This window comes from Luteibacter sp. 621, assembly GCF_050435445.1.
In the GTDB taxonomy this organism is placed as follows: domain Bacteria; phylum Pseudomonadota; class Gammaproteobacteria; order Xanthomonadales; family Rhodanobacteraceae; genus Luteibacter.
The window spans coordinates 16,104-41,438 of sequence record NZ_JBNDKI010000018.1; the positions used below are offsets into that span (position 1 = coordinate 16,104).

Annotated in this window: 23 protein-coding genes; 13 read left to right on the forward strand and 10 right to left on the reverse strand. The window is 63.7% G+C overall.

Annotated features, from left to right (window positions below):
• Window positions 1-33: 33 nt before the first annotated feature.
• Complete coding sequence (locus ABIE56_RS17135; protein ID WP_429245005.1) at window positions 34-894, reverse strand: NAD(P)-dependent oxidoreductase; 861 nt, start codon at window positions 892-894, stop codon at window positions 34-36.
• Window positions 891-2,777, reverse strand: coding sequence for an arginine decarboxylase (gene speA / locus ABIE56_RS17140; RefSeq protein WP_429245006.1), 1,887 nt, complete (start codon window positions 2,775-2,777; stop codon window positions 891-893). Before speA ends, ABIE56_RS17135 begins: the two co-directional genes overlap by 4 nt.
• A 307-nt stretch (window positions 2,778-3,084) precedes the next feature.
• On the opposite strand from speA, the gene speE reads away from it, so the two are divergent.
• Window positions 3,085-3,942 (forward strand): polyamine aminopropyltransferase, encoded by an 858-nt coding sequence (gene speE, locus ABIE56_RS17145; RefSeq protein WP_429245007.1) that lies wholly within the window; start codon window positions 3,085-3,087, stop codon window positions 3,940-3,942.
• Window positions 3,943-4,038: 96 nt separating this feature from the next.
• Window positions 4,039-4,851 carry a hypothetical protein gene (locus ABIE56_RS17150; protein ID WP_429245008.1) on the forward strand — a complete coding sequence of 271 codons (813 nt, stop codon included), beginning with the start codon at window positions 4,039-4,041 and terminating at the stop codon, window positions 4,849-4,851.
• Between the two features lie 21 nt (window positions 4,852-4,872).
• Here the strand turns inward: ABIE56_RS17150 and ABIE56_RS17155 are convergent, their stop codons facing one another.
• Window positions 4,873-5,919, reverse strand: a complete 1,047-nt coding sequence (locus ABIE56_RS17155) for a hypothetical protein (RefSeq protein ID WP_429245009.1) — start codon at window positions 5,917-5,919, stop codon at window positions 4,873-4,875.
• A 175-nt stretch (window positions 5,920-6,094) separates the two neighbouring features.
• On the opposite strand from ABIE56_RS17155, the gene ABIE56_RS17160 reads away from it, so the two are divergent.
• The 5 genes from ABIE56_RS17160 (at window position 6,095) to ABIE56_RS17180 (ending at window position 10,082) form a co-directional block, all read left to right on the forward strand.
• Window positions 6,095-6,292 carry an antitermination protein NusB gene (locus ABIE56_RS17160; protein ID WP_429245010.1) on the forward strand — a complete coding sequence of 66 codons (198 nt, stop codon included), beginning with the start codon at window positions 6,095-6,097 and terminating at the stop codon, window positions 6,290-6,292.
• A gap of 53 nt (window positions 6,293-6,345) precedes the next feature.
• Window positions 6,346-6,978 (forward strand): AAA family ATPase, encoded by a 633-nt coding sequence (locus ABIE56_RS17165; protein ID WP_429245011.1) that lies wholly within the window; start codon window positions 6,346-6,348, stop codon window positions 6,976-6,978.
• A 65-nt stretch (window positions 6,979-7,043) separates the two neighbouring features.
• Window positions 7,044-7,511 carry a SixA phosphatase family protein gene (locus tag ABIE56_RS17170; protein ID WP_429245012.1) on the forward strand — a complete coding sequence of 156 codons (468 nt, stop codon included), beginning with the start codon at window positions 7,044-7,046 and terminating at the stop codon, window positions 7,509-7,511.
• 21 nt (window positions 7,512-7,532) lie between these two features.
• Window positions 7,533-8,087 (forward strand): YceI family protein, encoded by a 555-nt coding sequence (locus ABIE56_RS17175; protein WP_429245013.1) that lies wholly within the window; start codon window positions 7,533-7,535, stop codon window positions 8,085-8,087.
• A 57-nt stretch (window positions 8,088-8,144) separates the two neighbouring features.
• Window positions 8,145-10,082: a phospholipase D family protein gene (locus ABIE56_RS17180; protein WP_429245014.1), complete on the forward strand. Its 1,938-nt coding sequence runs from the start codon at window positions 8,145-8,147 to the stop codon at window positions 10,080-10,082.
• 123 nt (window positions 10,083-10,205) lie between these two features.
• Here the strand turns inward: ABIE56_RS17180 and ABIE56_RS17185 are convergent, their stop codons facing one another.
• The gene (locus ABIE56_RS17185; RefSeq protein ID WP_429245015.1) at window positions 10,206-10,781 is read right to left on the reverse strand and encodes an energy transducer TonB; all 576 of its coding nucleotides are present in this window, start codon (window positions 10,779-10,781) and stop codon (window positions 10,206-10,208) included.
• A 9-nt stretch (window positions 10,782-10,790) separates the two neighbouring features.
• A complete protein-coding gene (locus ABIE56_RS17190) occupies window positions 10,791-12,077 on the reverse strand; it encodes an acetyl-CoA C-acetyltransferase (protein WP_429245016.1) in 1,287 nt (428 codons plus the stop codon).
• 190 nt (window positions 12,078-12,267) lie between these two features.
• Between ABIE56_RS17190 and ABIE56_RS17195 the strand changes: the two genes are divergently transcribed.
• Together ABIE56_RS17195 and ABIE56_RS17200 are read left to right on the forward strand one after the other, a co-directional pair.
• Window positions 12,268-13,395, forward strand: coding sequence for a hypothetical protein (locus ABIE56_RS17195; protein ID WP_429245017.1), 1,128 nt, complete (start codon window positions 12,268-12,270; stop codon window positions 13,393-13,395).
• 182 nt (window positions 13,396-13,577) lie between these two features.
• Complete coding sequence (locus ABIE56_RS17200) at window positions 13,578-16,058, forward strand: sensor domain-containing protein (RefSeq protein ID WP_429245018.1); 2,481 nt, start codon at window positions 13,578-13,580, stop codon at window positions 16,056-16,058.
• Window positions 16,059-16,144: 86 nt separating this feature from the next.
• On the opposite strand, the gene ABIE56_RS17205 is transcribed toward ABIE56_RS17200, so the two are convergent.
• Genes ABIE56_RS17205 through ABIE56_RS17215 form a run of 3 tightly spaced genes read right to left on the reverse strand, consistent with a single transcriptional unit; the run spans window position 16,145 to window position 18,993 of the window.
• Window positions 16,145-16,597, reverse strand: a complete 453-nt coding sequence (locus ABIE56_RS17205) for an N-acetyltransferase family protein (RefSeq protein ID WP_429245019.1) — start codon at window positions 16,595-16,597, stop codon at window positions 16,145-16,147.
• Between the two features lies 1 nt (window position 16,598).
• Window positions 16,599-17,987, reverse strand: coding sequence for a nitrogen regulation protein NR(I) (gene ntrC / locus ABIE56_RS17210; RefSeq protein ID WP_429245020.1), 1,389 nt, complete (start codon window positions 17,985-17,987; stop codon window positions 16,599-16,601).
• Window positions 17,980-18,993, reverse strand: coding sequence for a two-component system sensor histidine kinase NtrB (locus ABIE56_RS17215; RefSeq protein ID WP_429245021.1), 1,014 nt, complete (start codon window positions 18,991-18,993; stop codon window positions 17,980-17,982). Before ABIE56_RS17215 ends, ntrC begins: the two co-directional genes overlap by 8 nt.
• Window positions 18,994-19,493: 500 nt before the next feature.
• Between ABIE56_RS17215 and ABIE56_RS17220 the strand changes: the two genes are divergently transcribed.
• The 4 genes from ABIE56_RS17220 (at window position 19,494) to ABIE56_RS17235 (ending at window position 21,786) form a co-directional block, all read left to right on the forward strand.
• A complete protein-coding gene (locus ABIE56_RS17220) occupies window positions 19,494-19,997 on the forward strand; it encodes an ATP-binding protein (protein ID WP_429245090.1) in 504 nt (167 codons plus the stop codon).
• Window positions 19,998-20,008: 11 nt separating this feature from the next.
• The gene (locus ABIE56_RS17225; protein ID WP_429245022.1) at window positions 20,009-20,308 is read left to right on the forward strand and encodes an STAS-like domain-containing protein; all 300 of its coding nucleotides are present in this window, start codon (window positions 20,009-20,011) and stop codon (window positions 20,306-20,308) included.
• 8 nt (window positions 20,309-20,316) lie between these two features.
• On the forward strand, window positions 20,317-20,940 hold the full coding sequence (locus ABIE56_RS17230) for a hypothetical protein (protein ID WP_429245023.1): 624 nt from the start codon (window positions 20,317-20,319) through the stop codon (window positions 20,938-20,940).
• An 84-nt stretch (window positions 20,941-21,024) separates the two neighbouring features.
• Complete coding sequence (locus tag ABIE56_RS17235) at window positions 21,025-21,786, forward strand: hypothetical protein (RefSeq protein ID WP_429245024.1); 762 nt, start codon at window positions 21,025-21,027, stop codon at window positions 21,784-21,786.
• Window positions 21,787-22,237: 451 nt separating this feature from the next.
• On the opposite strand, the gene ABIE56_RS17240 is transcribed toward ABIE56_RS17235, so the two are convergent.
• A complete protein-coding gene (locus ABIE56_RS17240) occupies window positions 22,238-24,838 on the reverse strand; it encodes an AAA family ATPase (protein ID WP_429245025.1) in 2,601 nt (866 codons plus the stop codon).
• 177 nt (window positions 24,839-25,015) lie between these two features.
• Window positions 25,016-25,249, reverse strand: coding sequence for an integrase core domain-containing protein (locus ABIE56_RS17245; RefSeq protein WP_429245091.1), 234 nt, complete (start codon window positions 25,247-25,249; stop codon window positions 25,016-25,018).
• Between the last annotated feature and the right edge of the window lie 86 nt (window positions 25,250-25,335).

A 25,335-nucleotide genomic window follows, 5' to 3' on the forward strand; every position in this document is an offset into this window, starting at 1 on the left:
CAAAAAACCCCGCCGGTTGGCGGGGTTTTTGTTTTAGCTCTTGCGCTTCAGGCGGATCAGCGCGGAGATGTCGTCATCCCCGTACCCTTCCGACATCAGCTGCGCGAAATCCGCCAGCGACTGCTCGATGATGGTGCGGTCGGTGCCGGCATCGGAAGCAATACCCCGCACGATGCCCAGGTCCTTGTGCAGCAGGGCCAGCTTGAAGCCCACCGAGAACTCGTTGCGCAGCATGGTGGCGCCGCGCTTTTCGAGGAACCAGTTGCCCGCCGCGCCCGCGCCGAGCGTGGGAATCAAACGTTCCGGATCGAGGCCGAGTGCTTCGCCCAGGGCAAGGCCCTCGGTCACCGCGTGGGCGATGCCGGCCACCAGCACCTGGTTCACCGCCTTGGTGGCCTGGCCGCTGCCGACCGGGCCCATGTGGGTAATGCGCACGCCGTAGGCCTCGAGCACCGGCTGGGCTTTGGCGAGCACATCGGCCTCGCCACCCACCATCACCGAGAGCTTGCCGTTCTTCGCGCCTTCCACACCGCCGGATACCGGCGCATCAAGAAACGCACCGCCAGCCTCGCTGATGATGCGTGCCGCCCGCTTGGCCGTATCGGGCGAGACGGTGGAATGATCGACCACGATGGCGCCAGCTTTGAGCGAAGGCGCCAGCGCCTCGACCACGCCGATCACATCGGCATCGGCGCTCACGCACAGCGCGATCACATCGCACTGCGCGGCGATGGTGGCCAGATCCGGCGCCTGCACGCCAAGCTCCTTCGCCAGTGCATCGGCACGCGACTGCGTACGGTTGCTTACGGCGGCCAGCAGGCCTTTCGCGTGCAGGTGGCCCGCCATGGGCGCGCCCATGGCGCCCAGCCCGATGAAAGCAGCTTTCAGAGTCATCGCGTGGTTTCCGCCAGGTAGGTGTAGCCGGTCAGGCCCTTGTCGAGCGAGGCAGCCAGCTCATCGGCCAGCGCCCCCTCGATCCCGGCCGCCCTGATCCGCTCGGCGTACGTGGTGCGCAACGCCTTCACGTCGTAGCCCACGTAATCGAGCATCAGGTCCGTCGTATCGCCACGGCGGATGTGGGCGAACTCATAGCCCGTCTCCGTCGCGCGCACGTTCACGGCATCCGTGTCGCCGAACAGGTTGTGGATATCGCCCAGGGTCTCCTGGTACGCACCGACCATGAAGATGCCCAGCCGGTACGACTCGCCTTCCTTCAGCGGGTGCAGCGGCAGGCTCACGTCCACGCCCTCGGCATCCACGTAATGGTCGATACGGCCATCCGAATCGCAGGTGAGGTCGGCGATAACGCCGCGGCGGGTCGGCTCTTCATCGAGGCGGTTGATCGGCACGATCGGGAAGATCTGATCGATCGCCCAGATATCCGGCACCGATTCGAACACCGAGAAATTCACGAAGTACTTGTCGACCAGCTTCTCGTCCAGGTCATCCAGCGCCTGGCGGTGGGCACGCTCAGCCGGCAGCAGGCGCGGGCGCACGGCGTTGGCGATGGCGTAGAACAGGTCATCCAGCGTGGCACGGTCGCGCAGATCCAGCTGGCCCAGCGCGTACAGCGCCTGGCCTTCGGCGAAATGGTGCTGGGCTTCGTGGAACAGTTCCAGCGGCGGCCGCTCATCCAGCTCCGCGTGGGTCTCGCGCAAGTGGCGCAGCACGCTCGGCTCATCCGCACGCGGCTCGCCGATGGCGCCCGGCGGCACTTCTTCCACCTCGCTCACGTTCACCACCATCACCGCGTGGTGCGCGGTCATGGCGCGGCCAGATTCGGTGAAGATGGTGGGCGCGGGCATGCCGTGCTCGGCCACGGCCTCGGCCAGCGGCTGCACGATGCTGGCGGCGTACTGGCCCAGGCTGTAGTTGATCGAGTTGAAGCTGCGCGAGCGGGTACCTTCGTAATCCACGCCCAGGCCACCGCCCACATCCACCACATCGATGGGCACGCCCAGCCGGTGCAGTTCAATGAAGTAACGCACGGCCTCACGCATACCCGCGGCGATATCGCGCACGTTGGAGATCTGCGAGCCCATGTGGAAGTGCTGCAGGCGCAGGGTGTGCTTCAGGCCGGCGGCATCCAGGCGCTCGATCAGCTCCAGCACCTGGCCGGGGCTAAGGCCAAACTTACCCTTGTCGCCACCGGTGTTCTGCCACTTGCCGGCGCCGATGGAGGCCAGGCGTACGCGCACGCCGAGCAGCGGCTCCACATCGAGAGCCTTGGCCTCGGCCAGCACGTGGTCCAGCTCGGAAAGCTTTTCGATCACGATGTGCACGCGCAGGCCGAGCTTGCGGCCGATCAGCGCCAGGCGCACGTACTCGCGGTCCTTGTAGCCGTTGCACACCACCATGCTGCCGGGGCGGGCATACGCCAGCACGGCCATCAGCTCGGGCTTGGAGCCTGCTTCCAGGCCAAAGCCCTTCTCGCCGGCGGCCACCAGCTCGCCAACCACGCCGCGCTGCTGGTTCACCTTGATCGGGTAAATCGCGGTGTAGCTACCGGCGTACTCGGCATCATCGATGGCCTTGCCGAAGGCTTCCTGCAGGCGGCGCAGGCGGTCGGCCAGGATATCGGGGAAGCGGACGAGCAGCGGCAGGCGCAGGCCTTCGGCCGTGGCCTGGGCCACGATGGCCGGCAGGTCGAGCGCCGGGCCTTCGTCGCCGCGCGGGCGCATCTGCAGGTGGCCGCTAGCGGCTACGTCGACGTAGCCGTTGCTCCAGTGGGGGATCGCGTAGGTCAGCTTGGCGCGATCAATGGACCAGTTCGCCATGAGCGGGCGTTCTCCAAAGATGTTGTCGTGTCCCCTTGAGGGGGCGCGGAACAGTCGCAGCGGCGAACTTTGACCTGAAACGGGCCTGGACAGCCGGGAGCCTCGCACGCCGCGGGGCCATCCAGACAAGGCCAGCCATCCAAGACGGAAGGCGGCTGACCTTCTATTGTAGCGGCCCGGGATGACATCCGTGTATCGGTCAGCGAAGGCCTACATGGCTGATCGGTCAGGGACTTGGCCGCTTTTTGCCCCGGAGCCGGTACAATCACTGGTTTAGACCCCCTACCCGTTTCCAGGAACAAGCGTCATGTCGCAGCAGCAGCTCAGCTGGTTTACCGAGGCTCACCAGGCTTCGGGCTCCTCCATCGGTTTCCGCGTCGAGCGCCTGCTGCACGCCGAGAAGACCGAATTCCAGACCATCGAGATCTACCAGACCACCGACTGGGGCAACCTCATGGTGATCGACGGCTGCGTCATGCTGACCGGCCGCGACAACTTCCTGTACCACGAGATGATGACCCACCCGGCGTTGTTCACCCACGCCCGCGCCAAGCGCGTCGTCATCATCGGCGGCGGCGATTGCGGCACGCTGCGCGAGGTGCTCAAGCACGAGGAAGTCGAGAAGGCCACCCAGGTCGAGATCGATGAGCGCGTCACCCGCCTGGCCGAGCAGTACTTCCCGGAACTGTGCGATTCGAACAACGATCCGCGCGCCGAGCTGCTGTTCATCGACGGCATCAAGTACATGGCCGAGGCGGATCCGGAATCCATCGACCTGATCATCGTCGATTCCACCGATCCGGTCGGCCCGGCCGAAGGCCTGTTCAACGCCGCCTTCTACGCCAGCTGCTACAAGGCCCTGCGCCACGGCGGCATCCTGGTCCAGCAGTCGGAATCGCCGCTGGCCCACATCGAGCTGATCAAGGCCATGCGTTCGGCCATGCGCACCTCGGGCTTCAAGGCCGTGCGCACCCTGCCGTTCCCGCAGCCGTGCTACCCCACCGGCTGGTGGAGCTGCACCATGGCCCGCAAGGATGGCGACCTGTCCGGCTTCCGCGAGCGCGGCGCCATCAGCAAGGGCTTCGCCACCAAGTACTACAACGCCGATATCCACAAGGGCGCGCTGGCCCAGCCGGAGTTCATGCGCGAGGCGCTGGGCGAGTAAGCCCACGCCGGTGTCCCCAGGGCGGCACAAGAACGGGCGCTTCGGCGCCCGTTTTTTTTTGCTAACGTCGGCCCACCCAACGATAAGGATGTCCCGATGCGCGCACACCGCCTGAAACGCACCCTGCTCATCGCCCTGGTGGCCAGCACCCCCTGGATGGCCGCCCATGCGGACGAGTTGCCGGGTGCCACGGCTTACAGCCGCGCGACCGACGCGCTCATCGCCGCGCTGGGCGAGCCAGGCAAAGGGCCGGTACCGCCGGCGTCCGATCCAAAGGTGAGGGCTGCCCTGGCCAGTGCGAGCATGGATGCCGTGTTCGGCCACAGCGCTGCGCAAACGGCGGAACTGCGAACCACCATGCAACTGTGCACGAAAGCCAGCCAGATCGAAGTCACTTACATTTTTGCCGATGCGGCGTCGCTGGCCGCGGCACATCCAAACGCATCACCTGCCGATCAGCAAAACGCCATGGTGACCCTGGCCAATCGCAATGCCGAGACGTACCAGGATGTGATCGTGCCGATGATCGATTTCGGAGCACGGTGTACGGCGCGTGCCATGCCGCTGCTGACCGATTTCTTCCTGAAGCTGCCTGCGGATCAACGCACGCCGATCCGCCTGGGTGGGCTCGCGCAAGCAAGGAACGGGCTGCTGAACATGATGATGGGGGCGATCGCCATGACCCAGCAGCAGGGCCTGTCGGAAACGAACCGCCGCCGTGTGCTCGCGGCGGCGGTGGCCGCGGCACCGGCATTTGTCCCGGTGCTTGTGCTGGCCGACCGCAAGAAGATCGTCACGGCCGCCAGCGCGGCTCACCCGCTGACAGCGGAGGACCAGGCGTCCCTGACCGCGTTGATCAAGGCGTTTAGCGATGACCGGTGCGAGGGACTCTGCCCCATCGGCACCTGAGGCGGCCGCAAAGCGGTGAGCTTATTTGCTGCTTTCCACGTGGGAGGGTTCCCACCCCGCCGGCGCTTCGGCGGGCATGCCGTAGGCGCGTAGCGAAGCCAGCACCACGCTCATCTCGGTGCCGCCGCTGCGCGCCAGCGACAGAAGCTTGAACGCGGTGGCCTTGTCGCCCTGCGCCTGCACATTCAGCTGGGCAAAGCGCTGCATTTGCCAGATCAGGTTGAGGCGCGCGGTCTTCGCCGATTGTTGATCGGCGGCATCGGTCGAAAGGGTCTCGCGCAGGTGCAGGCCGAGCGAGCGGCCCAGCGGGCTGCTGCCCCACTCAAGCACCTTGGCCAGCTTCAGGCAGTCGCCCACGATGGCGCTGTTGTCCTTGTTCGCCTCACAGAACTTGGCGGTGGCCTGGAAACCGGGCATGGGCTGCGCGCTGGCCAGGCCAAACACGATCACCATCTGCACGCCTGCGGCGCCTGCGCCCTGCAAGGGGTTGAAGGTGTTGGGCGGCGGCGGCAGCTGGCTCACCGAGTTGGCCAGCGCCTTCATGCTGGCGCCGAGGTAATCGTCGTAGGTCTTGGCGTTGGCGGCCTTGGCCAGATCGGCGCGTGCCGCGTTCGCATCGCCATTGTGGTCGTCGATACCCAGCTTCAGCAGCCACACCGCGGCGTTATCCGGGGCCTGGGTCTGCAGCTGGGTCACCGCCTCGGCGTTGGGGCATTCGCCGCCCTTGGCATTGCAATCGGCCAGGCGCACCCAGGTGACACGGGGGCCGGCATCGGCGTTGCGCGAGGCGCGCTCGAGCAGCGCGTGGTAGCTCAGCACTTCCGGCGGATCGGTGAGCGGGCGCGCCAGCAAGGCGGCGCCAAGAAGCGGCTCGGTCTCCGTGCGCAGCGCCAGCACGCTGGCCAGGTCCTTCTGGAACTGCAACAAGGCCTTGGTCTGGTCCTTCTGCGCCTTCTGCTCGGCCTTGCCCGGCGCAGCCATCGGGGCGCCTGGCCACGAGGTGGCGGCAAGCGCAGGCAGGGTAAGCAGGCTGGCGAGGGCCAGGGTAAGGACGCGGCGTCCCTGCATGGGACATCTCCGTGAAATAAAACGTCAAGGATACGGCCACAGCATGAACGGAAGCTGCGGGGTTTGGCTTCACACGTGCTCTACATTGTTACCATCGGCGATAGCGCGGGGGGAACATGCCTGTGGAAAGCCGCATGACCGATGCACCAATCCTGCGACAGAACAGGAGCTTACAATGGATCAATTCGCCATCTTCGCCAGCGAACGCGCTGGCTTCTTCGTCGGCTGGGGCACCCTCACGCTGATCAACGCCGGGCTGGCCCAGGGCAAGAACCGCAGCGGCCTGCTCTGGTGGCTTCTTTCGCTCATCCTGGGCCCCATCGCCACGCTTATCCTGGTCGTGCTGCCCAAGGTTCGCACCAAGCTGTTTTGATCCGGCGCCCGCCTGTGTAGGCTAAGGCCACTCCCCATGGCAGGTGGTCGCGCATGCTTACGACGCTCGTAGCAAGCAGCAAGGGTGGTTGCGGTAAGTCGACGCTGGTCACCCAGCTCGCTTCCTACTGGTCACAGGCTGGCAAGCACGCGGCCATCATCGATGCGGACCGGCAGCACTCCAGCCTGCGCTGGGCCGGTCGCCGTCCTGAGAACGTCCCCTCCGTCGTCGCTATCGAAGGCAGCCGCAAGGCGTTCGATCGGCTTTCCGACGATATCCAGCGGGTGATGATCGACATGCCGGCCGGTATGGACGAGAAGGACATGGAACCGTACCTCGACAAGGCCGATGTCATCCTGGTCCCGGTACTGCCCTCCACGTTCGATCTCGACGCCACGCTGGATTTTCTCAAGATCCTGCAAGGCATCCCCCGGGTAAAGCGTGGCAAGCTGCCGGTGGGCCTGGTGGGTAACCGCCTTAAGCCGTGGACCAACGCCAGCCAGCAGGCCATGGCCGATCTGGCCGAACGTGCGCCGTTCCCCGTGGTGGCGGAATTGCGTGATTCGCAGGCTTACGTCTTGCTCACGGCGCTCGGTAAGGGCATCTTCGACTATCACTCGGAAAACGTACGCGGCCACCAGGACGACTGGGCGAAACTGCTTCGCTGGATCAAGCGAAGTACCTGAGCGTAAGGGCAACCGCGACGACGGATCACGCCACATACCTGTGGCCTTAGCGGAGGGCGGTACCCATGCGCGAACTCATTCTCCTGCGCCATGCCGAGGCAGCACCCGGCACCGATGGCAAAGACGACCGCGAGCGAAAACTCACCGAACACGGCAGGAACGAAGCGCGTGCCGCTGGCCAATGGCTGGCCGAGCACCATGTGAAATACGACCGCGTGCTGTGCTCCCCGGCGGAACGCACCAAGGAAACTGCCGCCCTCGCCCTGGGCCAGGTCGAGCCGGTGTTCGAAGATGCGATTTACGACGCCACGCCCGGCGACCTGTACGAACTTCTGGACGAGCAACGCGACGCCGAACGCGTGGTGCTGGTCGGTCACAATCCCGGCATTGAACAGCTGGTAGCCTTCCTCGTCGAGGGCCGCTCCGAGGACTACCGCGGCATGCCACCCGGTGGCATGGCCCGCCTGGTGTACGACGGCCCGTTCGAGCCCGGCAAGGCCAAGCTCGAAACCTTCTGGTCACCCCCCAACTAAAGCCTGCACGACGAGTTCCTGATGCGCCTCCTGTTGTCGGCGATCGCAATGATTTTTCTGGCGTCGCCTGCGATCGCCGCCGACCTGCGCATCGATTCGGTCCGTTCGAAAGCCGAGTTCTCCGTGCGCCTGCTCTGGGTCACGTCGGTCACCGGCCACTTCGAAGGCATCCGGGGCGATCTCACCACCGATCCGGCCACCGCCACCGCGGTGGTCCGGGCCGATATCGATACCGAGAGCATCAAGATGGAATCCGCGCGCCTGCGCCGCTGGGTGCTGGCGCAGGAGTTCTTCGATTCGGTGCACTACCCCAGCATCCACTTCGTATCGAAGCCCACCTCCCTGGCACTGCTCAGCCAGGGGGGTGATGTGGCGGGGGACCTCACCATCCGCGGCGTCACCCGCCCGGTCACGTTCCGCCTGCTGGCCAACCGCTGCCCACCCGAGGCCATGGCCGGATGCATACTGCAGTTGCAGGGCATCATCGATCGCACGGACTTCGGCATGCTCGGCCGGCGCGGCGCACTTTCCGATCGCGTGTCCCTGGGCATGGCCATCGTTATCGAGCCGATGTAAGCCCCTGCGGCACATTGGCTCACGTGGCGTTGCGCCACGTCCCCTATGATGCGCGGCATGCGCCGCCTCCTCTTGCTCCTTGTCCTTGCCGCCACGCTGGCTACCGGCGGCTGCACGCTATCGGCGGCCCGCATCCAGAAAGCCGATGCCGTGGTCGCGCTTACGGTGGATCGCCAGCTCAACTGCACCCAGGCCGATCACTGCCCGCTGCCCTCGCCGCTGATCGATGCCGCGCTGGAAGCGAACAGCGCTTCCACCGCCGATAAGCCGGTCCACGTGGCGACCTTGCTGGAAGACGGCGAATCCGCCCTGGCCGCGCGCATCAACCTGATCCGCGCCGCGCGGCAGAGCATCGATGTGCAGACCTACATCTGGGAACAGGATGACGCCGGCAAGCTGGTGCTGGATGAACTGGTCGCCGCCGCCCGGCGCGGGGTCAAGGTGCGCATCCTTGCAGACCAGCTGTTCTCGTTCCGCGACCCGGGCCTGCTCGCCGGCCTGGCCCGCGCCAGCGATCACATGGAAATACGGCTCTATAACCCCACGTTTTCCAGCGCGCGCACGCCGCCGCTGGAATTCGCGGCGGGCATCGTCTGCTGTTTCTTTCGCTTCAACCAGCGCATGCACAACAAATTGCTGGTGGTGGATGACCTGATCGGCATCACCGGTGGGCGCAACTACGAGGATCGCTACTTCGATTGGGACCCGGTGTTCGATTACGTGGACCGCGATGTGATGATCGGCGGCCCCGCCGCCAAGGCCATGGGCGCCAGCTTCGATCAGTTCTGGGGCCACAAGCGCGCCGTACCGCTCACCCACCTGCGCGATGTCAACAGCGAGCTGGTCGCCGATACCGACGATCTGAAGCAATGGCGCACACCGAAGTACGACGATCCCGACCGCGTCAGTGACCTGCTGGCCAACGCCGAGGATCCCGACTGGCTCGACGAACACCTGGTGCGCAACACGCTGCGCATGAACCGCGTGGAATACCTTTCCGACCTGCCCGGCAAAACGGACGATCCGAAACGCCGCGAGGCGCGGGCGCTTACCCGGCACATCATGGGCCTGGTGCGGAATGCCAAGAGCGAAGTGGTGCTGCAGACCCCGTACCTGGTCATGAGCCGCCCGGCGAAGAAGATCTTCAGCAACCTGCACCAGCAACCGGATCCGCCGCGCGTGGTGGTCTCCACCAATTCGCTGGCCTCCACCGATGCGTTCGCGGTGTACGCCATGTCGTACAAGCACCGTAAGCGCTACCTCACGGATTACGGCTTCGAGATCTATGAGATGAAGCCGCACCCATCGAATGCGGATCGTGATGCGCTGGAAGGCCGCTCAAACGCTGTCGCCACCCCGCCGATCAATCGCCCGGTCGGTTCAGGCGGCGGCGGGCGGCGGCTCACGCGCGCCGAGCGTGCGCAACTGGCCGCGGAGAACGGCCCCTCGGAAAGCACCGGTTTCCTCTCCGCCGGCCGCCGCTATGGCCCCAGCGCGCGGCACCGGCCCGCGCCGCTGCTTACCGCGGGCGTTCGCTTTGGCCTGCACGCCAAATCCATCGTGGTTGATGACACCTTCGCCATGGTCGGCACGCACAACTTCGATCCGCGCTCGGACCACTACAACACCGAATCGGGCGTGATCATCTACGACAAGCGCTTCGCCGACCGGCTGCGCGGCTCGATCATGCAGGATACCGAGCCCGGTAACGCGTGGGTCATCGGCCCGCGCGAGAAGAAGATCCCGGTGCTGTCGGAGATCAACGAATTCATCGGCGATGTCTCCGAACGCCTGCCGTTCTTCGACCTGTGGCCGTTCCGCTACGCCACCAGCTACGACCTCAAGCCCGGCTGCATCCCCATGCGCTGGTCGGATCCCAAGTTCTTCGAATGCTACGAACCGGTCGGCGACTTCCCCGAAGTGGATGTGTCGCTGAAGGTGATCTACACACGCATGATCACGGCGTTCGGCTCGGCATCCTCCGGCATCCTGTAAAAGCCTGCGCAGATCTCCTGTAGGAGCGCGCTTGCGCGCGATCCCCGGTTACCGCGGCGCACGTGATCGCGAGCAAGCTCGCTCCTACAACGACCGGGGCGACGTGGAGGGGGCCGGTGCGGGTCAGAGAGGGTCGGTGAGTTCGAACCGGATCGGGAGGTCGGAGGTGTAACGCGGTGCGCGGTCGGCTGCGGCGAAGCGCCAGTTCCTCACGGCTTCTTCGGCCGCATCGTCCAGCGACGGATCGCCACTGGAGCGGCCCACGCTCACCGCCGTGACATCGCCATCGGGGGTGACGGTCACGCTCAGCACCACCTGGCCCTCGCGGTGCGCACGCAGCGCTTCCATCGGGTAACGCGGTGAAGGCATGTATACCGGGACGAGCGGTTCGGCCTTGGGTGCGGGTGCGGCCTCAGTCGTCGCGGCAACCCGGGTGGCGGCCGCACGGCGCATGGCCGATTCCGCCGCCAGGTCCACCACCGCACGCGTACGCAACCGCTCCGGCGGCGTCGGCGATGCCGGGCGATCGGCCACGGTTTTCGGCTTGTACGCCGGCGCCGTACCCGGCATCACGATCTCGGCCAGCTGGCGCGTGGCCGGGGCCCGCTCGTAGGTGAGCGCGGTAAGCCAGCTGGTGCCGGCAATACCGATAAGGAGCCCGAAGGCGCTGAGTGATGTACTGGTACGGAGTGCAAGCATAGGTGGCGCTTAAGGTCGCTCGAGAATCGCCGTGACACCCATGCCACCGGCGGTGCAGATCGAGATCAGGCCGCGGCCCGAACCCTTCTGCTCCAGCATCTTTGCCAGGGTGGCGACAATGCGCGCACCCGTGGCCGCGAAGGGGTGCCCCGCGGCGAGACTGGAACCGTTGATGTTGAGCTTGGCCGGATCGATGGATCCCAGCGGAGCATCGAGCCCCAGCCGGTTGCGGCAATAGTCTTCGCTTTCCCATGCACGCAGCGTGCAGAGCACCTGCGCGGCGAACGCTTCGTGGATCTCGTAGAAGTCGAAATCCTGCAAGGTGAGGCCATGGCGCTTGAGCATGCGCGGCACGGCCACGGTGGGCGCCATGAGCAGGCCTTCGCCATGCACGAAATCCACGGCCGAGACTTCGGCATCGAGGAAATACGCCTGGATGGGCAGGCCACGCTGCGCCGCCCACTCTTCGCTGGCCAGCAGCACGGCTGCCGCGCCATCGGAAAGGCCGGTGGAGTTACCCGCCGTGAGCGTGCCCTGGCCGGAGGTCTTGTCGAACGCCGGCTTCAGCGACGAGAGCTTTTCGAGCGTGGAATCGGCGCGCAGGAAGCCATCGCGCTTCAGGCCGCGGAACGGCACCACCAGGTCGTCGAAGAACCCGGCGTCGTACGCGGCACCCAGCTTTTTGTGGCTGGCCAGCGCCAGCTCATCCTGCTCCACGCGGCCGATGTGCCATTCCTTGGCCATCATCTCGCAGTGGTCGCCCATGGATTTGCCGGTGCGCGGCTCGGCCACACCCGGGAACGAGGGCTTCAGTTCCTTGAACGAGAAACCACGCGTGGCGACCTGGAACTTCTCTTTCAGGGTCTTCGCACGGTTCAGCGCCAGCAGGCGCTTGCGGAATTTCTGCCCGTACACGATGGGCACATCGCTGGTGGTATCCGAACCGCCGGCGATGCCGGCATCGATCTGCCCCGTGGCGATCTTGTTGGCAATGATGATCGCGTTATCGAGCGAGGTGCCGCAGGCGCGCGCGGTGGTGATGCCGGGGGTGGTCGCAGCCAGGCCGGAGGAAAGCACCGCCTCGCGGGCCACGTTCCAGTCGGAGGAGTGCTTGATCACCGCCCCCATGGCCACTTCGCCCAGCTCCACGCCGTGCAGGCCGAACTTCTCGACCAGTGACCCGAGCACCTTGACGGACATGCCGAAGTTGCCGACATCCGCATAAGCGGTGTTGTTGCGGCAGAAGGGAATGCGGACGCCACCGACCACACCCACGCGCTTTTGCGACTTTTCCATGCTCTAGGGACTGTCCGAAAACCAGAAATAAAGTACGGCCGACCGATAGTCGATCGAAGCCAAAGGGATCGCGGACGCCGACGTTCGCCGACGAACCGGGTATCAGCAAGGCTAACCCGCATCCCCTTCTAACGAAAGGGCAAACACGCCCAATGGTAGAATTGCGTTCCTTTGCCGTTGTGGAAATGTCGTGTCCGAGCCGCTGATCGCCTGCCCCGCCGTGCTGGCGCTGGAACTGGTCCCGGGGGAAGCCCCCGATCGCCTCGAGCTCACCCGCGATGAGGCCCAGGAACTGGCCGCCCTGATGGCGCAGGACCTGAAGGACCTGCTGCCGGGCGTGGAGGCCTCGCGGTTCGCCGTGGCCGGCGCCCTGTTCGATGGCGTGGAGCTGCTGCGCCCGGGTTTCCCGGTCTACGCCACGCTGGATGAGCTGGCCCGGCGCATCCCCCGGGTCACCACCCAGGGCGGCGTGGTGGCCTTTGGCACCCACGAAGGCCACATGCCGGCCCAGCCGCTGGTGCCGGATCCGCGCTACGCCGGCGGCCCCATGCGCCTGGTGCCGTGGATGCTGCTGGCCCCTGCCGAGCTGGCCGATGACCTGGGCCAGGCCATGGAGCGCGAGCTGGCGGCCAAGGGCGAAGCGGGCTCCCGTACGGCGGATTTCCTCATGCGCACCCTGGGCATTCGCCTGGAACACGCCCGTTACCTCACCCGCGACGACCTGCTGGCCCTCACCTGCGTCCAGTACGAACACGTGAACCTGGCCCCGCTGTGGACCATGCTGGAAGCCGCCCTGCTCACCCCCTACCGCGATGAAACCGCCCTGGGCTCGCGCGGCCTGCCCCTGCGCTATAGCGAGGGCCGGGTCAGCGTGCCGGGCATCGCCGGCTGGTTCGCCCGCGAAGGAACCCAGGGCCAGAACCCCACCCACGAGCTGGCCGGCACCCTGTTCGAGCTGCGCCAGTACGCCGCCCTGCTCGCCGCCCACCACGTGCCCCTGCACCTGGAGGGCGATCCGGCCTCCAGCGCCGGTTACCTGGTGGAAGCCCTGGCCGAGGCCGATCCGGCCCAGCCGGCACCCCAGCTGTACGCCCACGAGGCCGCCGGCCTAGGCATGGCCGCCATCACGGTAGCCCAGCCCGTTCCCGGCAAAGCCCGGGTGCTGGCCCACGGCTACCCCCTGGAACCCAACGCCCTGGCGCCCCTGCTCGAGGCCCTGGCCACCCGCTATGGCACCGACGCCGAGCTGCACACCCTCGGCCGCGTGCTCCTGGACGACACCGGCGCCCTGACCGCCCCCGCCCCCGCCCTGCACTAAGGGACCACGTGCCCGGGCACCCGGCTCCTGTAGGAGCGGGGGGGGGCGGGGGGGGGGGGGGGGGGGGGGGGCCCCCCCCCACCCCCCCCCCCCCCCCCCCCCCCGCTCCTACATTTCACGGCGGCTGATATACGGTCGGCCATCCACGCACTAGAGTGAGCCATCGCAACTCGGCTTTTCCTATGCCCCTTCCGGCTTCACCCGACGAGCTGTCCCCCACCGACTGGCCTACGTTCCTGCTGGAGCGCGCACCGGCCATGCTGGCGTACGTCGGCACGGATATGCGGCTGCGTTACGCCAGCCCCGCATACCGCACGTGGATGGGCATCGCCGAGGGGGATATCGAAGGCCGCAAGCTCGAGGAACTGATCCCGGCCGAGTTGTACCCGCGGATCGAACCGGGTGTGGTCGCCGCACTGAACGGCACGCCGGTCATCGCCGATCGCGAACTGCGCCGCGAAGAGATGCACCGCTATGCGCAAGCCAGCTTCTCCCCTGATCGGGATGAACACGGCCGCGTGCGTGGCGCGTTCGTCGTGCTCGCCGATATCTCCGACCGCCGCGCCCTCGAAGCCCGGCTGAAGGAAAGCGAACGGCGCTTCTCGCAAGCCTTCCGCCACGCCGCCATCGGCATGGCGCTCGTGTTGCCCGATGGCCGCTGGCTGCAGGTGAACGATGCCATGTGCGGCATGCTCGGCTACAGCGAAAACGAACTGCTCGCGCTGAGCTTCCAGGACATCACCCACCCCGACGACCTGGCCACCGACATGGGCCTGGTCCACCAGGTGCTGAGCGGTGAGCGCGCGTCGTACCACATGGAAAAGCGCTACCTGCACCGTGATGGCCAGGTCGTGCATGCGTTGCTCACCGTCTCGCTGGTACGCGACGAGCGTGGCGAGCCGCTGTACTTCGTATCGCAGGTGCAGGACATCAGCGAACGCAAGGCCTTCGAAGACGCGCTGTTCCGCGAGCGCGAGCTGGCCGAAGTCACGCTGAAATCCATCGGCGATGCCGTGATCACCACGGACCCCGATCTGCTGGTGACCTCGCTCAACCCCATTGCTGAAGCGATGACCGGCTGGGCCAGCCACGAAGCCGTCGGCCGGCCCATGGACGATATTTTCCAGCTGCGCGATCCGCTCACCCGCCGGCCCATCGCCAACCCACTGCTCACGGCGGTGCAGAAGAACACCATCATCGGCCTCACCACCGATGCCATCCTCGTGCACCGCAATGGCTTCGATAGCCCGATCGAGGATTCGGCCGCGCCGATCCACGACCACGCGGGCAACGTAGTGGGTGGCGTCGTGGTCTTCCACGACGTGAGCGAAACGCGTGCGTTGGCGCTGAAGATGGCGCACCTCGCCCACCATGACACGCTCACCGGCCTGCCGAACCGCGCGCTGCTGCAATCGCGCATGGAGTTCGCGGTAACGGTCGCGACGCGACGCAAGCAACGCAGCGCGTTGCTGTTCGTCGATATCGACCACTTCAAGCAGATCAACGACACCCTTGGCCACGCCGCGGGCGATGCGTTGTTGCAGGAAGTGGCGCGACGTATCCGCTCCGCCGTGCGCGCCGACGATACGGTGAGCCGCCTCGGTGGCGACGAGTTCGTGGTGCTGCTGCCGCATGTGGAAGACGCCACCGACGCCGCCGAAGTGGCCGAGAAAGTGCTGGAAGCCTGTAACGAAGCGATTGGCCTGGAAGCCTCCGCGCTCGCCATCAGTTTCAGCATTGGCATCAGCCTGTACCCGGATGATGCGTTCGATGCGGAATCGATGCTGCGTAACGCCGATACCGCCATGTACGAAGCGAAGATGCAGGGCCGCAACGGTTACCGCTTCTTCAACCCGAGCATGAACGAGCGCAACACCGCGCGCGTGCGTATCGAAGTGGAGCTGCGCAAGGCGCTCGCCCGCAACGAACTCAGCCTGCACTACCAGCCGAAGGTGGATGTGGATCTCGGCACCATCGTCGGCGCAGAAGCACTCCTGCGCTGGCAGGTGGATGGCGAGGATATCTACACGCCCGAGCAATTCATCCCGGTGGCGGAAGATTGCGGGCTCATCGTCACCATCGGCGAATGGGCGCTGCGCGAGGCCTGCCGGCAAACCCAGGCGTGGGCCACCGCGTACCGGCCCATCTCGGTCTCGGTAAATGTTTCCGCGCTGCAGTTCCAGCACACCCGCTTCTTCGAGTCGCTACAGGCGATCCTCGTGGAAACCGGCCTGCACCCTACCCTGCTCGAGCTGGAAGTCACCGAGCGCACGGTGATGGAAGGCGGTGACCACATCGCCGACCTGCTGCACCGGATCAAATCCGAAGGCGTGGCGCTCAGCCTGGATGACTTCGGCACGGGCTACTGCAGCCTGTCGTACCTGAAGCACTTCCCGGTCGATACGCTGAAGATCGATCGCGCATTCATCCGCGACGTGGCGTGGGATAACGACAGCGCCGCCATCGTCAGCGCCATCATCACGATGGGCAAGGGCATGAACAAGATGGTGCTCGCCGAAGGCGTGGAAAGCGTGGAACAAGCCACCTTCCTCGGCAACGCCGGCTGCACCCAGATGCAAGGCTTCCTCTTCGGCCGCGCCGTCCCCGCCCGCGAATTCGAAGAACGCATCGCTCAGATCGACACCGGCAATCCCACCGCCTAACCGCGCCGCCCCCGAACACCCCCTGTAGGAGCGCGCTTGCGCGCGATGGGTGCTTGCCTCAACCCGAATCGCGCGCAAGCGCGCTCCTACAAGAGCGGGGCCTCATACATGAAGTAGTGGCAACGCTCCATCCCAAGGCCGCCATACGTCGCCTGAGCCCGCTCATTCTCCGTCTCAACATACAACCGCAGGCCCACCGCACCGGCGCCTTCCGCCATGGCCTTCACATGGTGGTACATCGCCCGGAACACGCCCGCGCGTCGCGCTTCCTGCGCCACATACACACTCTGCACCCACCAGAAATCACCACAGCGCCAGTCACTCCATTCGTATGTGACCAGCAGGCAGCCGACGCGCACGCCATCCAGCTCGGCGACGAGGTAGAACCCACGGCGCGGCTCATCGAACACCGCGCGCACGCCCTTACCGATGGTCGCCGGATCCAGGCGCTTCTGCTCGGTCTCCCACGCCATGGCGATGTTCCAGGCGGCAATGTGGTCGGCGTCTTCGATCGCCGCGCGTCGTATGTCAAGGCTCATGTCACACTTCCGTTGAAGGCCGCCGCTTGCGCGACGCACCGAGTTTTCGCGTAAGCGTATTACGCCCCACGCCCAGCGCAATGGCTGCTTGCTGGCGGTGCCCATCGTTGGCCACCAGCGCAGCCTGTAACAGGGTCTTGTCCATGGCCTCGCGTGCCCGCGAATGGATATCCGCCTCGCCCTGGGCCAGCGCATCCTGTGCCCACATGCGCAGCGCCTCGGTCCATTCGCCGGTGCGGCTGCCGCGAGCTGGTAGCGCGCCGAGGTCGGCGGCCTGAATTTCCAGGCCGGGCGAGATTACCGCCAGGCGGCGGCAGAGGTTTTCCAGCTCGCGCACGTTGCCGGGGTAATCGCGTTGTTCGATCAGTTTCATGGCGCCGCGCGAGAAGCGCTTCGCTGGGAGATTGAGTTCCGCCGCGGCCTGGCTAAGGAAGTGCCTTGCCAGCAACGGCACATCGCCACGACGCTCGCGCAACGACGGCAGCGGAATGCGAACGACATCCAGGCGGTGTTTCAGGTCGGCACGGAACAGACCCTGCGCCACGCGCGATTCAAGATCCTGGTGCGTGGCAGCGATGATGCGAACGTTGCCGTGCATCAGCTCACGTCCGCCCACGCGGTAGAACTCACCGCCGGCCAGCACGCGCAGGAGACGCGTTTGCAGGCCCAACGGCATGTCGCCGATTTCATCGAGGAACAGCGTGCCGCCATCGGCTTGTTCGAACCGGCCAGCGACGCGACGGGTGGCCCCGGTGAAGGCGCCGGCCTCGTGGCCGAACAGTTCGCTTTCCAGCAGTTCGGCCGGGATGGCCGCGGTGTTCAGTGCCACGTACGGCTTGCCGGCGCGGGCACTTTCTTCGTGCAGGGCGCGGGCGACCAGTTCCTTGCCAGTGCCGGTTTCACCGGTGATCAGCACGTTGAGATCGCTGGCGGCGACGCGGCCGATCAGGCGGAACACTTCGCGCATGGCGACACTTTCGCCGATCAGCGCGTGCGTATCGCCCCGTTGTGGCGGGATGCTGACTTCTTCGTTCGCCGCCGCGAGTGCACGTTCGACGGTTTCCACCGCCTGATCGAGATCGAACGGCTTGGCGAGGTAATCGGCGGCACCGGCGCGGTAGGCCGCTGCGGTGGTCGCCACATCGGTGAACGCACTCATGACGATCACCGGGCCGATGTTGCGCCGGGTGAGGTCTTCGAGCAGGCGCAGACCGTTTTCGCCAGGCATGCGTACATCCGTCACCAGCAGCGCGGGGCGACTTTCTTCCAGGGCGGCACGTACCGCATCGCCCGCGCTGAACTCACGCACCGTGTGGCCGGCATCTCGCAAGGCTTCGGCCAGGACGAAACGCACACCACGGTCATCGTCGGCAATCCAGATCTCACTCATGCGCACGCTCCATGGGGAGATAAAGGGAGAACACCGTATCGCCAGGTCGGCTCACATAACGCAGGTCGCCGCCGTGCTCCAGCGCGATCTCGCGCGAGAGCGCGAGGCCAAGGCCGGTGCCATCGGGGCGGCCGCTCACTAGCGGATGGAACAGCACATCGCGTAGTTCATCGGCCACACCGGGGCCGTCGTCCATCACATCCACGCGCAACGCGGCGCGGACGGTGCGCTCGCCAAGGCGGGCGCCGTGCTCGATGCGGGTACGCAGGGTGATCTGCTGCGCGCCGGCTTCGCCGGCATTGCGGGTGAGGTTGAGCAGCACCTGCAGCAGGCGGTCGTTATCGCCGGTGACATCGGGCAGGCTGGGGTCGTAGTCGTGGCGCACGCGTGGTGCGCCGGGCTCGGCGGTAACCAGGCCTTCCAGGCGTTCCAGCAGCTCGTGGATATTCACCGGCCCGATCCGGGCGGTACCGCCGTGGCGCAACAGGCCATCGGCCAAGGCAGCCAGCCGGTCGGCCTCGGCAATCACCATGGCGGCCAGTTGGCGCAGGTCGCCTTCGGCCAAACGGCGCTCCAGCAGCTGCGCCGCACCACGCAGGCCGGCCAGGGGGTTCTTCACTTCGTGGGCAAAGCCACGCAGGGTGGCCGAGAGGGGGGTCTCCGAACCGTGCAGGTCAGGCGCCAAGGGGTGGACCTCCACCAGCACCTTGCCATTGCCGATGGGCTGCATGGCCAGGTCGGCGGTGACCTCACGGCCCCGCGCCACCCCAAAGGTGAGCCCGCGGAGGTTGAAGCCGCGGCCTTCATCGAGGGTTCGCTCGAGTTGGCTGGCCAGGGCGGGTTCCCGCAGCAGCTGGGACAGGGGTTGGCCTATGGCCGTGCGCGGGCCGACATCCAGCACCTCGCCCAGGGCGGGGTTGATCCAGAGCACGCGTAGGTCCGGCCCGACGACCGCGAGGCCGGTACCTAGAAGCGTGAGGAGCTCAGCCTGTTCGGGTGCATGCATTGCACCAATCTAGGGCGGGTTTTGTTGCGGTGCAACTGGAGGGATTCCTAGGGTTCCCGCAATGCACTCAAGAAATGGTCGGTGGAGCCGACTTACTGGAACGCGCTGCCGGATGGCCTATGCGGTTCTATTTTCCAACTAGCGACAACTCGGAGAGCGCCTATGAGGCGTTGTCGCATATCTATGCTCGGATCATGGGACTGCCGCGTGTACCCATCACGTTCGACTTCAGCAGGTGCATGCAGCTTCGCCCCATTGGGCTAGTACTCCTTGCCGGCCTATGCCGCCAGCTTCGCCTCCGCGGAATTCAGCCGCACATCGACATTGCAACCATGTCGAGCGAGGTATACAGGCGGTTCGTCGACAGCGGCTGCCGAAATCACCTCTTTATTGGCGTCCCCTCGACACCACGCACACTTTTCCGCCACGACGAGATGGAGGATGAGGATGCCATTATTGCGTTTCTACGTGACCAGTGGCTCGGGGAGTCGAGGCTAGAGATGAGTACGTTGCTCAGAGATGCCTTTATTACGCATCTTTGGGAAATTTACGCAAATGCGTTCGAGCATGGCGATTCTGCACTAGGCGTATTTACATGTGGCGAGCAAATCGATGATCACACTCTCCTTCTCACCGTCGCCGACTTTGGACCTGGAATCCCTCACAATGCGGCCCAAAAATTGCGCAAGACCTGGATTCCCGGGGACCAGGCGCTCGAGTGGGCTTTCACAAGAGGGACGACTACCGCAAGCCACGAGCGCTATCCACGCGGGTTAGGCTTGGACCTCTTACGAGAGTTCGTAGGCGTGAACGGCGGCAGGCTTGACGTCTACTCACATCACGGGCATGGGAGAGTAGAGGGCGGCCCACCAGAATTTCGCAGCCTACTGCTTTCGATGGGTGCCACAGTCGTTCAGATCAGCCTAAACTGCGACAATCGGACGTACCGTTTCCAACAGGAACTTGAACAGGCATTGCCTCCACCCGGGACGCCCCTTTTCTGACCGATATGACTATGAGAATCCCCGTATCCGAGATTTCTGGCCGAAACGCCGTCTCATCGAAGGCGGGTGAGGCCTTGTACCAGGAAATCCTCCGTCGCATTGACGTTGAGACGGTTGAGTTGGACTTCGCCGGCGTAGAGATTTTCTCGACGCCATTCTTCAATTTGGCGATCGGTCGGCTTCTCCAGAGGATGCCCTCGGATCTATTGAATCAGCGGCTCCAAGTACTCAACCTTAGCCCGCTGGGCTTTAGCACATTGCGTCGCGTTATCGACAATGCGAAGCGCCATTATTCGGGCACATCAAACTAAGAGGCGCTATGGATCGCAGCAAGTCATCGACCAGGAAGGTCAATGCGATAGCCATTGACGTATCGAATATTCAAGTAAAAGTACCCGATAAGCTTCTAGTAGACACAAATGTTTGGCTTCTCTCGAGTTACAGTCCGTTTAGTCTCGGAAAGAGGCAAGACGCTGCATCGATCTATGCCGACTTCCTAGATCGATGCATCGCCGAAGGTTGTCGGTTGCTTAGGACGCCTTTCACGCTGCCTGAGCTCACTCACGTAATTGAGCGAGAGGAGGCCTCGGCAGCGCGCGAACGTGGCAACAACAAAAATGTCAAACAAATGCGCTGGGAACCCAATCACCGCCGAAAAGTAATTGCCGAAGTCTTATCGGCATGGCAACAGGTCGCGGAAATGAGCACCTGGACATCCGGGATCATGGTTGACGCCCGTGCAGCCGATCAAATGCTTATCGACTTTCGCAATCTCAAAATCGATGGATATGACCTCTTGATCGTACAAGAGGCACTCGCCAATGGATCGATCCCCATCCTAACTGATGACTTCGATTTCTTGTCAGTCCCAAAATTAACAGTCTACACCGCAAACCATACTGCAATTACGGCTGCAGAGAATGCTGGGCGTTTGCGCGCCTAGCGCATGCTCTCTATGAGTTTTGCAGCGGTAACGAGAGTCCAAACGCTGGCGGCAGTGCGACGCACACAGGCTTCGAGGCGACAAATGAACAGGGATAGCTCGACCGAGTTGATGTTCGCGCTGGCAACGAAAGTCGGCCAGCGTGCGACCGCGATTGGAGCCTCCCTTGCAAGCCTAGTCGGCTGGGCCCTTGTTGCAGGGTATATCTACAACCTTTCGTACTTCTCTAACGTCGGCGCCCGGTGGATAGTCGGTGCCCTCACCACTACGGATATAGTTGCTGCGGGTACAACGTGCATTCTCGTCGTGCTTTTTACCGTTGCTATCGCCGTCCTCCTTCGAGCGTCTATTCAACACTCTGACGCAATATGGTCCTGGATGCTTCGTGCGGCCTGGCTAGTACCTGCGACAATTGGAATCTCCGCCGCCGTATTCCACACCTCATGGATGCCGACGTTGAGCGCGATAGTATCCTTGCTCTGCGTCACGTTATCGACGTCTGGGGTCCTTGCGAGAGTCTTTTATACCGGCGGCACTGAGACCTTTACGCCGGGACAAAAAGTGGTAGCTGTATTGGCCGTTCCGATTTTCTTAGTGATGTTCCCATGGTTCGTGGGATTCAACACGTCAAAGCTGGACTTCTTGCTAGAAACGACTACGTTCCCGAAAATTGAACTGCACTCCGATGAGGATCGGCTTCAATGGCGGCTTGTGAGATCCGTCGGTGACAAACTCGTTGTTACGTCAACGTTGGCCGATGGAAGCCGTGCGTTCAAGGTAATTGTCGCAACCGATGCCCGACTGATTCATGACCTCAGCTCGAGAGCAACCTCTACCGCACACTAGTCCGGCAGACCCTCAACTTGACGACGCCGATGCATAGCGTCGCCAGTTGGCGGCAGGCTTTGTTGAACGTCATTTCGCCCTGGTGCTTCCTAGAGCCACTCGATCGGTGACACAGAAAATCTGGAAGAATGACGCCGGACTGAGTTAAGGCTATAGCCCAATTGTAGCAAGGTGCTAACTCGCAGAACCTCGTCGGTGGTGCGCACAATGTCTTGCTTGCTGATGTCACCTTTGCAGAGCTAGTTGCCTTTGCTGCCGCGGATTACACTGGTGATCTTCGTCGATGGCGCGGAATTACGCCACGGGCCCCGATGAGCGGCGCAAGAAGGGGCCCGCAGCACCGTGACAGGCCGCCATACGGCAGGTGGGGGCAGAAACATCGCCCGCCACCCTGGCTGCGAACAGTGCGAGCCTGTGTTGCAGAGGGCGGCCGCCACTCATTTGCGCCGTGTCACTTTCCAGGAAAGGCAGCCTTAACCCTCTGATCGAATTCATCCAGCCACGTCTTCACCTTCGTCACATCCTCCTTGAGCACTTCAGCGGAGGGGACCTTTGCAGGCGCCTCTTGAGCCTGCGAGTGCACGAAGCCGGAATATTTCGACATCATCTCATCGACGAGTTGACAGTCTTCCGGCGTCACCAGTGCAAGCTTTGCGATTTTATTCTTCGTCTGAACATCTCTCCGATACCGAGCAATGACATCTGCACACAAGTGGTATTCCACAATCTTCTCCAAGAAGAGGCGGAACGTGCTGCAAAGGCCAGCTCGTACGAATGGCTCAACATTCGCAGGCACATTGCCAAGACTATTGATCCCCTGAAGCAGGTTGTTGAGACCTGCCTTCGGCCTCTGGGAGAAGATGTCGAATTCCGAGGGAACGCCCGCGCCATCAGGCATTCGACTGATCACCTGGACTGCAACCTTTACTTGCTGACCGAATTCGACCAACTTGTCTGCAGCGGCCTGCAGCAATGTCATCATCGACAAGCGATGTGTGAAAACGATGACCTGCCGGGTCCGGCTCAATTCGATAAGCCGGGTGGCTACCGCCTCTTCGAAGTCTTGATCGAGCGATGAGATCGGATCGTCAAAGATCACCGGTGCCGCTCTCGCCGCACTGGTGACGTCTGCAAGGAACGATGCAAGCGCGACGGCCCGCTGCTCGCCTTCGCTCAAGATCAGCCGCGGAGCAGCCTTTGTCTTCCCATCTCTCAGATCGAGGCTGAAGCTGAAGCGGCCCTTGCCCTCGGACTTGGCGTTCAACTTCACACGGACCTGGCTCCCACCCAACCCCGCAAGTTCATTGTTGAAACGCTCGACGTAACCGCCGACGAGGTATTCATTGGCAACTTCGCCGACCTTTCTCGTCAGGACGTTTGTCGTGGTCAGCGACACTGCATCATCAAGCGACTTGAGCGTTATCTGCCGGTCGCATTCTTCAAGCAAGGAAGGCCGAATGCTCGCCAGCCACTTGTGTGCCTTAAGCACCTGTAAGCGAACCGTTTTCTCTGCACGCCCCTGCGCCCCCGCCACTGCAATCAGTGCATCGCGCTCACGCTGCAGCCGGGCGTCCTCGTTGTTCAAGGCATCAAGCAGGTGAGAGAAGTCGAGAGGCGGGAGGCCTGCTGGCTCGTCGGATTTCCCGGCCGCCTCGAAACGAGCTGAGAGAGCGTCTTGAAGAGGCCTAAATGCGTCTTCGGTGAGGCCGGTTGCCGCCGCTACAAGGGGCCAAAAGGTCGCTTCAGGGGACTTCGTGAAGTCGGCCACAGCGTCAGTCATCGCTTGCTCGGCGGCCACGGCCTTGGTCTCGAGCGCGCCCTCCAAGTACTCAGAGAAGCTGAGCATACGACCCTTCGCTTCGTCGCCGAGTTCCTGCTGACATAACACACATCGAGCTTTGTCGCCGAGCACGGGATAGTCCATTCCCACGTAGGCAACTTTCTCCGAATAGCCTTTTGCATGCGACCAGAGTTCCCGCCACACGGCCTCACCCACACCAGCCAGAGGGATGCCCTCGAAGAGTTCTTTGGCGAAAGCGGTGGCTGCCGAGCGTGCCGTGGTTGCGTCTTTACGCGCGGCCGCTACCGCGCCAATGGCAGCATCGGTTAGCCCCTTCGCCAGCTCATCACAGTCCGAACGGATATCTGTGTTGCGCTGGAGGCTGGCTGTTAGGGCGGCAATTTTTCCCGTGGGGTCTTCCGCTGCAAGCGCCCCTTCTAATTCTGCGATCTCGTCGTCGATATTCTTCGGCAGGACACAAGCCTCGTTGACCTCATCTGGCTTAGCCTTCGACATTTGGGCAAAGAACTGCGCTGCTGGTGTGTTCGCATGCTCGGCGGGTAAGGTGGGCAACTTCGAGACGGCGAGATCCCTCCGCCGGCGAAGTTCCGCCGCGACCCCGTCAGAAATCGCAATCAGCCCTGACAAGAAGCGCATTGCACGGGGCTCGTGGGTCGCCGCATTTGACTTGTCTGTAAAAAGCGTCGCGGCCGTCGTGTCGAAGACCTGGACAGTCGACACCATGTCATGAATGGCACCCGTGGCCACGGTCCACGGGTGAGCGGGTTGATCTTTCGTGTCGATCGTCACCACCACCGTCGCTTCCGGTGGGGTGTTATCCTCGTCAAAGACGTTCCCGTAGAGGTGGTCGTCCTTGGCTTTAGCTCCGCAGATCTCTTTGATCAAGCGCGCATAGCCGGTTTTGCCACTCCCGTTTGTGCCGTAGACGACGGTAAGGTTGCCTTGATCGAGGTTGAGAACGACGTCCGCACGCAACGCATTCACACCCTTGATCTGGCTCACGGACTTCAATCGAATCTCCGGCCCAGTGGGGGCGGCCTCGATGGAACCGTCTTCAAGGGTTACGGACTTCTCCTTCAGCTCTTGCTTGGCTTCCGCCAGGCAGTGGTCGGCCAACGCGGCGATCTCTTCCTGACTAGGATGACGACGCATAGTGAGAAATTCGGAAGCCGCTCGCCGCAACCAGTCACTACGGCCATTGAGCTCGTTCTCGATGGTCGGAGCTGCCTTCTTTCCCCCTGTCGCTGCCATGATTCTATCCCTGTCTTAATTGGCCCAAGGCTATAGATTACTCTCACGCTGAAGTGCGTTGGAGGGGCCTCCCGATTCGGCAAAGTGTATCTGGCTTGAATTGAGACCCAGGTGTCGACCCGCACTAGTCAGTGTCAACCTCAGCACAAGACAGCCGGATTGTCTTGTTGCCTGAATTCAGCGCGTCATCCCGCCAAGCCTGTCGCGTCGCATCTCGCGCTTGCAATCAGCTACCCAGAGTTCTGCTTGTTCGCGTACTTCCGTCAGTTTCAGTAAGACGGGAATGTCGAGTACGCCTCGCCGAAAGCTGCCGTTGAGTTGCTCGACTAACCCGTCCTGCATCGCCTCCCGAGCCCCGATGAAGTCCAGAGTAATGCCTTTGTCTTCTGCCCATTTGGCTACACCCGCGATAGCACCTCACCACAACGCAAAAAGGGGCCGGAATCATCCCAGCCCCTTCATCGTTTCAATTAAAAAATGCGGACTCTCGCTTAACG